The sequence below is a fragment of the Pseudomonas sp. WS 5146 genome (assembly GCF_012985495.1).
GTDB classification, from domain to species: domain Bacteria; phylum Pseudomonadota; class Gammaproteobacteria; order Pseudomonadales; family Pseudomonadaceae; genus Aquipseudomonas; species Aquipseudomonas edaphica.
The window spans coordinates 14,534-27,713 of the sequence record NZ_JAAQWL010000016.1 but is presented as its reverse complement, the minus strand read 5'-3'; the positions used below and the strand labels follow the sequence as shown (position 1 = coordinate 27,713).

The 13,180-nt window shown below is 60.6% G+C and carries 13 protein-coding genes and 1 tRNA gene; 13 read left to right on the top strand and 1 reads right to left on the bottom strand.

The genetic code is table 11. The annotated features are described in order from the left end of the window. Positions 1-52: 52 nt before the first annotated feature. From rpmI to HBO41_RS27865, 8 genes are all read left to right on the top strand, one after another. Entirely contained in the window at positions 53-247 is a 195-nt protein-coding gene (rpmI, locus tag HBO41_RS27900) for a 50S ribosomal protein L35 (RefSeq protein ID WP_002553160.1), read from the top strand. A gap of 27 nt (positions 248-274) precedes the next feature. Next, a complete protein-coding gene (rplT, locus tag HBO41_RS27895) occupies positions 275-631 on the top strand; it encodes a 50S ribosomal protein L20 (RefSeq protein WP_003174975.1) in 357 nt (118 codons plus the stop codon). A 109-nt stretch (positions 632-740) separates the two neighbouring features. After that, positions 741-1,757 carry a phenylalanine--tRNA ligase subunit alpha gene (gene pheS / locus HBO41_RS27890; protein WP_034117607.1) on the top strand — a complete coding sequence of 339 codons (1,017 nt, stop codon included), beginning with the start codon at positions 741-743 and terminating at the stop codon, positions 1,755-1,757. Positions 1,758-1,783: 26 nt separating this feature from the next. Continuing rightward, positions 1,784-4,162, top strand: a complete 2,379-nt coding sequence (pheT, locus tag HBO41_RS27885; protein ID WP_017138780.1) for a phenylalanine--tRNA ligase subunit beta — start codon at positions 1,784-1,786, stop codon at positions 4,160-4,162. Positions 4,163-4,165: 3 nt separating this feature from the next. Beyond that, positions 4,166-4,468: an integration host factor subunit alpha gene (gene ihfA, locus HBO41_RS27880; protein WP_002553164.1), complete on the top strand. Its 303-nt coding sequence runs from the start codon at positions 4,166-4,168 to the stop codon at positions 4,466-4,468. Further along, positions 4,449-4,805 (top strand): MerR family transcriptional regulator, encoded by a 357-nt coding sequence (locus tag HBO41_RS27875; protein WP_003219935.1) that lies wholly within the window; start codon positions 4,449-4,451, stop codon positions 4,803-4,805. Before ihfA ends, HBO41_RS27875 begins: the two co-directional genes overlap by 20 nt. A gap of 90 nt (positions 4,806-4,895) precedes the next feature. After that, positions 4,896-4,972, top strand: a tRNA-Pro gene (locus tag HBO41_RS27870). Between the two features lie 212 nt (positions 4,973-5,184). Beyond that, on the top strand, positions 5,185-5,826 hold the full coding sequence (locus HBO41_RS27865) for a glycoside hydrolase family 25 protein (protein ID WP_099549938.1): 642 nt from the start codon (positions 5,185-5,187) through the stop codon (positions 5,824-5,826). Between the two features lie 5 nt (positions 5,827-5,831). Here the strand turns inward: HBO41_RS27865 and HBO41_RS27860 are convergent, their stop codons facing one another. After that, a complete protein-coding gene (locus HBO41_RS27860; RefSeq protein WP_138449536.1) occupies positions 5,832-6,461 on the bottom strand; it encodes a CatB-related O-acetyltransferase in 630 nt (209 codons plus the stop codon). A gap of 167 nt (positions 6,462-6,628) precedes the next feature. Here HBO41_RS27860 and HBO41_RS27855 point away from each other — a divergent pair, with 167 nt between their 5' ends. The 5 genes from HBO41_RS27855 to fecE all read left to right on the top strand — a co-directional run bounded on the left by HBO41_RS27855 (position 6,629) and on the right by fecE (position 12,984). Then, positions 6,629-9,034, top strand: coding sequence for a TonB-dependent receptor (locus HBO41_RS27855; protein WP_169988571.1), 2,406 nt, complete (start codon positions 6,629-6,631; stop codon positions 9,032-9,034). Positions 9,035-9,316: 282 nt separating this feature from the next. Continuing rightward, positions 9,317-10,231: a Fe(3+) dicitrate ABC transporter substrate-binding protein gene (locus HBO41_RS27850; protein WP_017138702.1), complete on the top strand. Its 915-nt coding sequence runs from the start codon at positions 9,317-9,319 to the stop codon at positions 10,229-10,231. A gap of 2 nt (positions 10,232-10,233) precedes the next feature. Next, a complete protein-coding gene (gene fecC, locus HBO41_RS27845; protein WP_169988569.1) occupies positions 10,234-11,223 on the top strand; it encodes an iron-dicitrate ABC transporter permease FecC in 990 nt (329 codons plus the stop codon). Beyond that, a complete protein-coding gene (locus HBO41_RS27840) occupies positions 11,220-12,188 on the top strand; it encodes an iron ABC transporter permease (protein ID WP_169988567.1) in 969 nt (322 codons plus the stop codon). Before fecC ends, HBO41_RS27840 begins: the two co-directional genes overlap by 4 nt. 4 nt (positions 12,189-12,192) lie before the next feature. Continuing rightward, positions 12,193-12,984 (top strand): Fe(3+) dicitrate ABC transporter ATP-binding protein FecE, encoded by a 792-nt coding sequence (fecE, locus tag HBO41_RS27835; protein ID WP_169988565.1) that lies wholly within the window; start codon positions 12,193-12,195, stop codon positions 12,982-12,984. Positions 12,985-13,180: the final 196 nt, after the last annotated feature.

Sequence of the window (13,180 nt, the reverse complement as noted above, 5' to 3'; positions counted from 1 at the left end):
GGCACGGCAGGCCTTCTGATTATGTTTATCAACTGAATGCGGAGTACCGAACATGCCAAAGATGAAAACTAAAAGTGGTGCTGCTAAGCGGTTTCTGAAAACTGCTAACGGTATCAAGCACAAGCACGCTTTCAAGAGCCACATTCTGACCAAAATGTCGACCAAGCGTAAGCGTCAACTGCGCGGTAGCAGCTTGCTGCATCCGTCTGACGTGGCAAAAGTCGAGCGCATGCTGCGCCTTCGTTAATTTTAGTCAAGAATAGAGGAATAACTCATGGCTCGTGTAAAGCGTGGCGTCATTGCCCGTAAGCGTCACAAAAAAATTCTGAAACTTGCTAAAGGCTACTACGGCGCGCGTTCACGCGTATTCCGTGTTGCCAAGCAAGCGGTAATCAAGGCAGGCCAATACGCCTACCGCGACCGTCGTCAGAAAAAACGTCAGTTCCGCGCTCTGTGGATCGCTCGTATCAATGCTGGTGCACGTGTTAACGGTCTGTCCTACAGCCGTTTCATCGCTGGCCTGAAAAAAGCGTCCATCGAAATCGACCGTAAGGTTCTGGCTGAACTGGCCGTGAACGAAAAAGCGGTGTTTGCTGCGATTGTCGAGAAAGCTAAAGCCACCTTGGCTTAAGTACCCCCGACAGTCACCTTGGGCTGCTCCTGTAGCCCAAGGTGGTAAACGTCATAAATAGGGGAAGAGCCTTCAAGCTCTTCCCCTATTTTGTATCTGGAGTCTGTACATGGAAAACCTGGATGCGCTCGTTGCCCAAGCTCTTGAGGCTGTGCATAGCGCTGAAGATGTAAATGCCCTGGAGCAAATCCGGGTTCACTACCTTGGCAAAAAAGGTGAATTGACTCAGGTGATGAAGACCCTGGGGAATTTGCCGGCTGAAGAGCGTCCGCAAGTCGGCGCGCTGATCAACGTCGCCAAGGAGCGTGTCACCGAGGTGCTCAATGCGCGCAAGGCGTCGCTCGAGGAGGCCGATCTTGCGGCCAAGCTCGCCGCCGAGTCCATTGACGTCACCTTGCCTGGTCGTGGCCAGGCCTCGGGCGGTCTGCATCCGATCACCCGGACTCTGGAACGTATCGAGCAGTTCTTCACCCATATCGGTTACGGCATTGCCGAAGGCCCCGAGGTCGAAGACGACTATCACAACTTCGAGGCGCTCAACATCCCAGGCCATCACCCGGCCCGGTCGATGCACGACACCTTCTATTTCAACGCGAACATGCTGTTGCGCACCCATACCTCGCCGGTACAGGTCCGCACCATGGAAGCGAACAAGCCGCCGATCCGCATCGTCTGCCCAGGCCGTGTGTACCGCAGCGACTCTGATATCACCCACTCGCCGATGTTCCACCAGGTCGAAGGCCTGCTGGTCGATCGCGACATCAATTTCGCCGACCTCAAAGGCACCATCGAAGAGTTCCTGCGGGTGTTCTTCGAGAAAGAGCTGGCGGTGCGTTTCCGTCCATCGTTCTTCCCGTTCACCGAGCCATCCGCTGAAGTCGACATGGAATGCGTGATGTGCAGCGGCAAAGGCTGCCGCGTCTGCAAGCAGACCGGCTGGCTGGAAGTGATGGGCTGCGGCATGGTTCACCCTAACGTGCTGCGCATGTCCGGGATCGACCCGGAAGAGTTCTCGGGCTTTGCCTTCGGCATGGGCGTTGAGCGCCTGGCCATGCTGCGTTACGGCGTGAACGACTTGCGTCTGTTCTTCGACAACGACTTGCGGTTCCTCGCGCAATTTCGCTAGTCGTAACGAATCTTTAGGAGAGCAGGATGAAATTCAGTGAACAATGGCTGCGTGGCTGGGTAAGCCCGCAGGTAGATCGCGACGAGCTGGTTGCTCGTCTGTCGATGGCCGGCCTTGAGGTCGATAGCGTAACGCCGGCCGCCGGTGTTTTCACCGGCGTGGTGGTGGGCGAGGTGCTGAGCACCGAGCAGCACCCCGATGCCGACAAGCTGCGTGTGTGCCAGGTCAGCAATGGCGTGGAAACCTTCCAGGTCGTGTGCGGAGCGCCAAACGTGCGCCCGGGCCTGAAGATTCCGTTTGCCATGATCGGCGCCGAACTGCCGGGCGACTTCAAGATCAAGAAAGCCAAGCTGCGTGGCGTTGAGTCCAACGGCATGCTGTGTTCCCAGGCCGAGCTGCAAGTCGGCGAAGGCAATGATGGCCTGATGGAGCTGCCGGCCGATGCGCCAGTGGGTCAGGACATTCGCGTTTACCTTGAACTGGAAGACGCCAGCATCGAGGTCGACCTGACCCCGAACCGGGGTGACTGCCTGTCCCTCGCTGGCCTGGCCCGCGAAGTGGGTGCGCTGTACAACGCCCCGGTCACCCGCCCAGTGGTTGCCGCAATCGCTGCAGTGCATGACGAAGTGCGCCCTGTCGACGTACTGGCGCCAAACGCCTGCCCACGTTACCTGGGTCGTGTGATCCGCAACGTCGACCTGTCCAAGCCAACCCCGCTGTGGATGGTTGAGCGCCTGCGTCGCGCCGACGTGCGCAGCATCGATGCCGCCGTGGACATCACCAACTACGTGATGCTGGAGCTGGGCCAACCGCTGCACGCCTTCGATCTTGCCGAAATCAATGGCGGCATCCGCGTGCGCATGGCCGAAGAAGGCGAGAAGCTGGTATTGCTCGACGGCCAGGAAGTCAGCCTGCGCGCTGACACCCTGGTAATTGCCGACCATTCCCGCGCCCTGGCGATTGCCGGCGTGATGGGTGGCGAGCACAGCGGCGTGTCCGAAACCACCCGCGATATTTTCCTTGAGAGCGCATTCTTCGACCAGATCGCCATCGCTGGCAAGGCCCGTTCCTACGGCCTGCACACCGATGCGTCGCACCGCTACGAGCGTGGCGTGGACTGGAAACTGGCCCGTGAAGCCATGGAGCGCGCCACTGGCCTGCTGCTGGAAATCACTGGCGGCGAAGCCGGCCCGATCACTGAAACCGTCAACGAGCAGTTCCTGCCGTCGATTGCACCGATCACCCTGCGCGCCAAAAGCGTCGAGCAAATGCTTGGCCTGGTGATTGAACCTGCGCAAATCGAGCAACTGCTGTCCGCACTCGGCCTGGGTATTTCCGCCGGTGGGGAAGGGCAATGGCACGTAGAAGTGCCAAGCCATCGTTTCGACATCAGCCTGGAAGTCGACCTGATCGAAGAGCTGGCCCGCCTGTACGGCTACAACCGCCTGCCGGTTCGCTACCCGCAAGCGCGTCTGGCACCGCAACCCAAGGCCGAGGCGCGTGCGCACCTGCCAGAGTTGCGTCGCCTGCTGGTTGCCCGTGGCTACCAGGAAGCGGTGACTTATAGCTTCATCGATCCAAAGCAGTTTGAGCTGTTCAACCCAGGTGTTGAGCCGTTGCTGTTGGCTAACCCGATCTCCAATGACATGGCTGCCATGCGTTCGTCGCTGTGGCCGGGTCTGGTTAAGGCACTTTCCCATAACCTGAACCGTCAGCAGGACCGCGTGCGCATGTTCGAAAGCGGCCTGCGTTTTGTCGGCCAACTCGACGGCCTCAAGCAAGAGCCGATGCTGGCCGGTGTTGTCTGCGGTAGCCGCCTGCCAGAAGGCTGGGCACAGGGCCGCGATGGCGTGGACTTCTTCGACGTTAAAGCCGATGTGGAAGCGGTGCTGGGCTTTGCCGGTGCACTGGATGACTTCACGTTTGTGCCTGGTAGCCACCCGGCATTGCACCCGGGCCAGACTGCACGTATCGAGCGCGAAGGGCGTTTGGTGGGTTTTGTCGGTGCTATCCACCCTGAGCTGTCGAAAACCCTGGGCCTTGACCGTCCGGTCTTTGTTTTTGAGCTGGTTCTGGCTGAAGTGGCGTCGGGCAAGATGCCTAAATTCAGCGAGTTGTCGCGCTTCCCTGAAGTGCGTCGTGACCTCGCGCTGATCGCCGACCGTGAAGTGGCCGCCACTGCCGTTCTGGACGTAATCCGTGAAAATGCAGGGGAATGGCTGACAGACCTCAGGCTATTTGACGTCTATCAGGGTAAAGGCATTGATCCGCATAGAAAAAGCCTTGCAGTTGGCTTGACCTGGCAGCATCCATCGCGCACTCTTAATGACGATGAGGTGAATACCACGACACAAAATATCCTCACCTCGCTCGAACAAAGGTTGAACGCCACGTTAAGGAAGTGACGTATGGGGGCTTTGACGAAAGCTGAGATGGCGGAACGTCTGTACGAAGAGTTGGGTCTGAACAAACGCGAAGCCAAGGAATTGGTCGAGCTGTTCTTTGAAGAAATTCGGCACGCTCTGGAAGACAACGAACAGGTCAAATTGTCCGGTTTCGGCAATTTTGACCTGCGGGACAAACGCCAGCGGCCTGGCCGCAATCCAAAAACGGGAGAAGAAATCCCGATCACGGCTCGCCGTGTGGTCACCTTTCGTCCAGGGCAGAAGTTGAAGGCCCGAGTTGAGGCTTATGCTGGAACCAAGTCATAACGACGAACTACCCGTCATCCCAGGCAAACGCTACTTCACCATTGGTGAAGTCAGCGAGCTCTGTGCGGTCAAGCCGCACGTGCTGCGCTATTGGGAGCAGGAGTTTCCTCAACTCAACCCCGTCAAACGCACCGGGAACCGTCGGTATTATCAGCGCCAGGATGTGCTGATGATCCGACAGATCCGTGCGTTGCTGTACGACCAGGGGTTCACCATCAGCGGCGCGCGCCAGCGTATGTCCGGTGATGAAGCCAAAGACGACACCACCCAATACAAGCAAATGATCCGCCAGATGATCTCCGAACTCGAAGATGTGCTGGTGGTTCTGAAGAAGTGATACAAGCTTTTAAAATACTTCCACATTTCAAAAGCTTGCGGTATATTCCGGATCGCTTCGTTACGAAGCAAACCCAGTAACACGCCTAGTCGGGGCGTAGCGCAGTCCGGTAGCGCACTAGCATGGGGTGCTAGGGGTCGAGTGTTCGAATCACTCCGTCCCGACCATATTTTTCAATGACTTAGCCCAATCTGAAAAGGTTGGGCTTTTTCATGTGCGCGTTTTTTGGGGAACGCCCCAATTTTTCACCCTTGTACCGTCTGCCATACCCAAGCGCATCCCTAAGCAGGCAGTACTCTTATACGGTTTTTCGGCGCTTTAGAATGAAAGTATCCGAGATGAAAGGTTGCATAAAGCACCCAGCGTCTTGGAGAAACTCATGAGTTGTGAACAGCAAACCCCTACCACCCATGCTCGTGGCATTGATGTATCGCGCTGGCAAGGAGAGATCGACTGGCGCCGCGTCGCGTCAGCCGGTGTCACCCATGCCATTGTGAAGATGACCGAAGGGGGCACCTACACTGACCCTCGGTTTGCAACAAACTTTGCCGGGATGCTGGCCCACGGTTTGACTGCGGGGGTTTACCACTACTTTCGTGCACTGAGCAGTACCCCCGGCGAACAACTGGCCAATATTCGGCAGCGGCTCTGCGAGGCCAACTTCGAGGTCGGGAAGCACATCCTGGCCATTGATGTAGAAACCTCGCGCAACGAAACGGCGAGCCCGGATCAGATGGCCGATGCCTTGTACGAACTGGTAATGCTGCTCAGCACGCAGGTGCTCGATGGCGCCCATCCCTACATCTACACGTCACCCAGCATCTGGGCTGACCGTGTGGCGTGGCGCAAGTACGATTTCAGCCGGTGCCCGTTGTGGATCGCCCACTGGGATGCCAAGCAGCCGACGGTGCCCGAAACCTGGCGTAGCCACGGCAAGCGCTGGCACTGGTGGCAGCACAGCAGCAAAGGCCAGGTCGATGGCATTCAAGGTGCCGTGGATCTGGATTGGATCAAGCGCTGAAGGCTTCAGCCAGCCGAACGCCCGCGCTGGCTGAGGTACTCCACAAACGGCCCGATATCCGTACTGCACAGCAAATGCGCCACCTCACGCACCTCAGCCTCCGGCCAGTCCCACCAGGCGGATTGCTCAAGGATCAGCCGAGTCGATTCATCAAAACGCCAACGGATATGTTTGGCCGGGTTGCCGCCGACGATGGCGTAAGGCGCCACATCCTTGGTCACAATCGCGCCTGCCGCCACGACTGCGCCATTGCCGATGGTCACGCCCGACAGAATCTTCGCGTGGGAGCTGATCCAGCAATCATTGCCAATGATCACGTCGCCTTTGCTTCCACCAAAGTCGGTAATGTGCGCGAGGCTTTTCATCTTGGCGGGGAAGGGGTAGCAACTGAGCCAGTCGGTGCGATGATGGCCGCCCAAATACACTTCCACATTGCCGGCAATCGAGGTGTAGGCGCCGACACGCAGGGTCGTGCCTTCATGCCAGTCGTGCACCTTCAAATCGCCGTAGGTGCCTATGCCAAAGCTGTAGTTTGGATAGCGGTTGCGCAGTTTTTGCGTCGAGCGCTCCAGCGGGGAGAGCGCGCGTATTGCCTTGCGCGCTTTTTTTTCGCGCCATTTACGCAATAACTTCATGCGGTGAGCCTTTATGCAGAGATTGAAATCAGGCGACATCGTGAGCAATGGCTGCCCTCTATGCAAGACGAAGGCTTTATCTGCTGAAAAAAATCGCCAACCCCTGTCCCTTTTTTGCGCCTCGCCTGTCATTCCAGGCAAGTGAACAAAATCGAGAGCTACTCCCCATGCCCGCAGTCCGACCCATGCGCTTGCGCCCGTTGCTGAACCTGAGCCTGATGCTGAGCCTCAGTGCCAGCCCGTTATTTGTCCCGCTCAGCTATGCCGAAGACAGCACCGCCCGCCGCAGTTACCAGGTGCCGGCCGGTAGCCTGAGCGCCGCATTGACGCGCTTCGCCGGGCTCGCCGGGGTCAATCTGTCGGTGGACCCGGCGCTGGTCAGCGGTCGCAGCAGCGCCGGCTTGTCGGGTGAATACGGCGTGGAGGAGGGCTTTGCCCAGTTGCTGACGGGCTCGGGCCTGCAATTGCAACCGATGGGCACGCAGGCCTACAGGCTGATGCCGGTGCCGGAAAGCGGCAGCCTGCAACTGGCACCCACGTCCATCGTCGGTACCACTGGGTTGGCCGATGGCGATACCTATGCCGGTGGCCAGGTGGCGCGGCGTGGCTCGCAAGGCCTGCTCGGCTCACGGGACTTTATGGAAACGCCGTTCAGCATGACCACCTATACCGCCGAGGCGGTCAAGAACCAGCAGGCGCGCACCCTCGGCGACCTGGTCGCCAGCGACCCGTCGGTGCGCGCCACCAACCCGGCGGGCGGGCGCTACGAGCAGTTCACCATTCGCGGGTTCAGCCTGTTCAACAGTGATGTGGCCTACAACGGCCTTTACGGCGTGCTGCCCACCTACACCATCGACATGGAAATGGCCGAGCGCGTCGACATCCTCAAAGGCCCGAGCCAGTTGATCAACGGCATCTCGCCGCGCGGCAGCGTGGGCGGCGGGATCAATGTGGTGCCCAAGCGCGCCACCGACAAGGACATCACCTCGCTGACCGGCACCTGGGCCTCCGGCAGCCAGGCCGGTGGCGCAGTAGATGTGGGGCGGCGCTTTGGTGAGGACAATAAGTTCGGCATTCGTTTCAATGGCGTGAAGCAGTCCGGCGATACCGAATGGGATCACCAGAGCGTCGACCGTGAAATGGCGGTACTGGGCCTGGATTTTCGCGGCGAGCGCCTGCGCCTTTCCACGGATGTCGGCCACACCGAGCGCGACACGGACGCGCCGCAAGAACGTGTACAAGTCGGCGCCAATGCCAGGGTGCCGAGTGCCAATGACGTACGGCATAACTACGCACAGCCCTGGAGCAAAGCCCGTACCGATGACACCTTCGGCACGATTAACGGCGAGTTCGACCTCAGTGACAGCGTGATGCTGTATGGCGGCGTCGGCGCGCGTAAAAGCAACCACGACTTCTTGCGTCACGCGGTGTCCGTCACCAACAACGCCGGGGATTTCAGCGTATTGCCACGGGATTTCACCCGCGATGAAAACGTGCGCACCGCTACCGCCGGGGTGCGCAGTTGGTTGCATACCGGGCCGGTCAGCCATGAGATCAACCTGGCGGCCAGCTACTTCTACATGGACTTTGAAAACGGCGGCGCCCGTTACGCGGCGGCGCCGAGCAACCTGTACAACCCGGTAGAAACCCCAACCCCTTCACGGCCAACACGCCTGGATTCCAAGGTCTACACCGAGAACCGCTTCAGTGGCGTGGCGCTGTCCGATACCCTGGGCTTTTTCGACGAACGTTTACTGCTGACCCTTGGCGCGCGCTGGCAGCGGGTCAAGGTCGACGACTGGACCGACAACGTCAAAGGCGCTACGGCCTACGATGAGGAAAAAGTCTCGCCCTCCGGCGGCATCCTGTTTAAAGCCACCGACAAACTGTCGCTGTACGCCAACTACATGGAAGGCCTGAGCCAAGGCAAAATCGCGCCGTCGACCTCGATCAACGAAGATCAAATCTTCCCGCCGTTTGTCAGCCGCCAGGTGGAAGTAGGCGCCAAATACGACGCCGGCGCGTTTGCGGTGACGGCCGCGGTGTTCCGCATCAAGCAGCCAGCCTACGAAACCAACGCTACTACGCGAGTGTTCGGGCCCAACGGCAAACGCCAGAACGACGGCGTGGAGCTGAGCGTGTTCGGCGAGCCGCTCAAGGGCGTACGCCTGCTGGGCGGCGTGATGGTTATCGACAGCGAACTGACCCACACCACCAACGGTACTTTCGACGGCAACCGCGCCCCGGCCACGCCCAAGTACAACGTCAACCTGGGCGCCGAATGGGATGTGCCGACGGTGGAAGGCCTGACCCTGACCAGCCGGGGTATCTATTCCAGCTCGCAGTACCTGGACCAGTCCAACGTCAAGGAAATCGACGCCTGGACACGCCTTGACGTCGGTGCGCGCTATGCCTTCAAGGTCGACGATAAGCACATCACCTTGCGGGCGAACGTCGAGAACGTCGCCGATAAACGCTACTGGAGTTCAGCGGGTGCTTCGGATGACAGTGAGCCGGGCCTGACCCTGTCCACGCCGCGCACGTATTTGCTGTCGGCCACCGTCGACTTCTAAACGCAACGATCATGAGGGGAAGACCAATGTGGGAGCTGGCTTGCCTGCGATACAGGCACCTCGGTCTGTCAGTAAGACCCGGTCGATGCTATCGCAGGCAAGCCAGCTCCCACACAAGCCAACTGCCACATAGCCCTGACCACATAAGCCAGCCCACACCACGGACGTGCCGCGTTAATAAGAATGTTTTTTGATTGCATCGCCTCAATATGGAATAGTACCCGCCGTTTTCTCCGGCCCGTCCAGCCGGGGTGTTTTAACGCCGAGGTCTTTGTCATGCGAATGCTGCGCTCCATCCCGACCCTTGCCGCCTGCCTCCTGGCGTTGTCTTCCAGCGTGTTGAACGCCGCGCCCATCGACCTTAATGATGGCCAGCACGCGGTGCACCTGCCGGATGCGCCCAAGCGCGTGGTGGTGCTGGAGTTCTCCTTTCTCGACAGCCTCGCCGCCGTCGACGTTACGCCGGTCGGTGCTGCGGACGATGGCGATGCCAACCGCGTCTTGCCGCGTGTGCGCCAGGCCATCGGCCAATGGAAGTCGGTGGGCCTGCGTTCGCAACCGAGCATCGAAGAAATCGCCCGGCTCAAGCCGGACTTGATCGTTGCCGACCTCAATCGTCATCAGGCGTTGTACAGCGACTTGGCGAGCATCGCGCCGACCTTGTTGCTGCCATCACGTGGAGAGGATTACGAAGGCAGCCTCAAATCCGCCGAACTGATCGGCACGGCCCTGGGCAAAAGCGCGCAGATGCACGCGCGCATCGCCCAGAACCGTGAGCACTTGCAGGCGATTGCCAAGCAGATTCCGGCAGGTGCCAGCGTGTTGTTCGGGGTTGCCCGTGAAGACAGCTTTTCCGTACACGGGCCTGACTCCTACGCCGGCAGCGTGCTGCAAGCCATCGGCCTGAAAGTGCCGTCGGTACGTGCCAAGGCTGCGCCAACTGAATTTGTCAGCCTGGAACAATTGCTCGCGCTTGACCCTGGCTGGTTGCTGGTTGGTCACTATCGTCGCCCAAGTATCGTCGACACCTGGAGCAAGCAGCCGTTGTGGCAAGTGCTCGGTGCGGTGCGTAATCATCAAGTGGCCGAGGTCGATGGCGACAGCTGGGCGCGTAACCGAGGTGTATTGGCGTCGGAGCAAATCGCTGAAGACACCTTGGCGATTCTCAAGGGCGGCAAAGCCGTATTGAGCCAATAACCGTGCAGCGCAGTTTCGCGGCGGCAGGCATTGTGCTGCTGGGTGCCGTGTTGTTCTGGTACTCGCTGTACAGCTGGTCGCCGTTCACTATCACCGCGACAGATGCCTGGAACGGCCTGATTCACCAGGGCAGCGTGGGCGGCAATATGGCCTATATCGTGGCGCAGCTGCGCGTGCCCCGAGCGTTGTGCGCGGCGTTGGTCGGTGCCTGCCTGGGCCTGGCCGGTGCATTGATGCAAGGCATTACCCGCAACCGCCTGGCATCGCCGTCGTTGTTCGGCGTGACGGCTGGCGCGGCATTGGGATTGGCCTTGTTTTCCACCGGTTTGGTCGCGCCGCCCTTTGCCGGTGGCGCCCTGTTGATGACCTGCCTGGGCGGCGCGCTGGCCTGGGTCACGGTGTTCAGCCTCGGCGGCGCGTGGTCGCCGAACACCGCGCAAGGTCGGCTGGTGTTGGCCGGTGTGGCGGTTGCTGCGTTGTGCGCGGCCTTGACCCGGCTCACGGTGATTCTGGTCGAGGCCCAGGCCCAAAGCGTGCTGAACTGGCTGGCCGGGTCGCTGGCCAATGTGGGGGCGGCCCAGGTGCAACTGCTCTGGCCGTGCACGCTGATCGGCGGCGTGTGGGCGCTGTGGTGTGCGCCGCGGCTGAACCTGATTAACCTCGGCGAAGACGCCGCGCGCTCGTTGGGCGTCGGTATCGCCAGCCTGCGCTTGCAGGTGTTTGTCGCCAGCTTGCTGCTGGTGGGTGCCAGCGTCTGCGCGGTCGGCCCCATTGGCTTTGTCGGGCTGATCGCGCCCAATATCATTCGCCAGTTTCTCGGTAACGACTACCGATGGCTGATCCCGCTCAGCGCGGCGTTGGGCGCGGTGATCGTGCTGGGCGCCGACTTGCTCAGTCGCGCGGTGGCCTTTCCAGTGGAAACCCCGGCGGGTGTGGTCACTGCGTTGATCGGCGCACCGTTCTTCCTGTTTCTTGCCAGGCGCACCCTATGATTCGGCCACGCTTACGTTTATGGCTGCTGCTGGGCTTGCTGCTGGTGGCGTTGCTGGCGAGCCTCAGCGCCGGCACGGTGTGGCTCAAACCTGCCACCGTGCTGGAGCGCCTGCTGGCCCACGATGCCCTCGATTTTGAAGTGTGGAACCACCGCCTGCCACGCAGCCTGATCGCCATTCTGGCTGGCTGCGCGTTCGGCCTGGCCGGTGCGATTGTGCAGGGCGTGATCCGCAACCCGCTGGCCTCGCCGGAAATTCTCGGCGTGACCCAAGGCGCCGGGCTGGCGCTGACCGTGGCGATCATCAGCTGGCCACACCTGCCGATGGCCTGGCTGCCACTGGTGGCCTGCCTGGGCGGCGCCGGTGGGGCCTTGCTGCTGGCGCTGTACAACACCGGCGTGAGTTTTTCCGGGGTGCGTTTTGCGCTGTCGGGGGTGGCGATTGCGGTGACCTTGTCCAGCGTCACCGAGTTTTTGATCCTGTCCCATCCGTTGGATATCAACACCGCGTTGCTCGCGCTGACGGGCAGTTTGTGGAGCCGTAATTGGCACCATGTGGCGCTGGTGTTGCCGTTTCTGCTGTTGATCCCGTTGGGCCTGTGCCTGGCTAAACCCCTGAACCTCATTGCTCTCGGCGATGAGGCCGCCCACAGCCTGGGCACTGCGCTTGGCCGTACCCGTTGGTGGGCGATGGCCTGCGCGGTGGTGCTCACCAGCCTGGGTGTCGGCGTGATCGGGCCGATTGGTTTTATCGGCCTGGTCGCACCGCACATGGCGCGGCGCCTGGTGGGTGGGCATCATCAGTACCTGCTGCCGGCTGCGATGCTGATTGGCGCGTTATTGCTGGTGCTGGCCGACACGCTTGGACGCACGTTGATTGCGCCCAGCGAAATCCCGGCGGGCGTGCTTACGGCGGTGATTGGTGCGCCGTATTTTCTTTGGTTGCTGGCACGGTTCAAGGGTTGATGACATGAGTATTTTGCAGGCACACCAACTCGACATCGGCTACGGCGCCACGCGTATCGTGCAGGGCCTTTCGTTCGCACCGCCGACAGGTCGCGTCACCGCGCTGATCGGCCCCAACGGCTGTGGCAAGTCCACCTTGCTCAAGGCGTTTGCGCGCATCCTCAAGCCGACCCAGGGCGAGTTGACCCTGGATGGCCACGCCTACGCCAGCCTGTCCGCTCGGCAACTGGCGCGGCAGATCGCATTTTTACCGCAGGTATTGCCGGTGCCGGAAGGTGTCAGCGTGCGCCAGTTGGTCGCCTATGGCCGCAGCCCGCATAACTCGTTGTGGGGGCGCTTGAGTGGCAATGATCAGGCCCAGGTGACCCAAGCCATGCAGCGCCTGGAGCTGGACAGCCTGGGCGACCGCGCGTTGGCGGATTTGTCCGGCGGCCAGCGCCAGCGCGCCTGGCTGGCCATGGTGCTGGCACAGAATGCGCCAGTGGTGTTGCTCGACGAACCCACCACTTACCTCGACATCAGCCATCAGGTGGAACTGCTCGACCTGATGGGCGAACTGGCCGCCGAGGGCAAAACCGTTATCACCGTACTGCACGACATCAACCAGGCCTGCCGCTACGCCGACCACTTGGCGGTGATGCACGCCGGCAAGCTGGTGGCTGACGGCCCGCCCGCCCAAGTGATCAGCGCCGAGCTGATGCGCCAGGTGTTCGACGTGCAGGTGCAGATCCTGCAGGAGCCGGTTTCCGGCACGCCAATGTGCCTGGTGGAAAAAAGCACCCGCACCCACGCCTGACCCTGCTCGTTCCCACGCACCAATGCTCGTTCCCACGCTCCGCGTGGGAATGCAGCCCGTGACGCTCCGCGTCACAAGGTTGCCGGTTGCAGGGCGGGACGCGGAGCGTCCCATGAGGCATTCCCACGCGGAGCGTGGGAACGATCAGCAGGAAAACATTATTTATATGAATAAAGTTATTCGCTAATAATGAAAG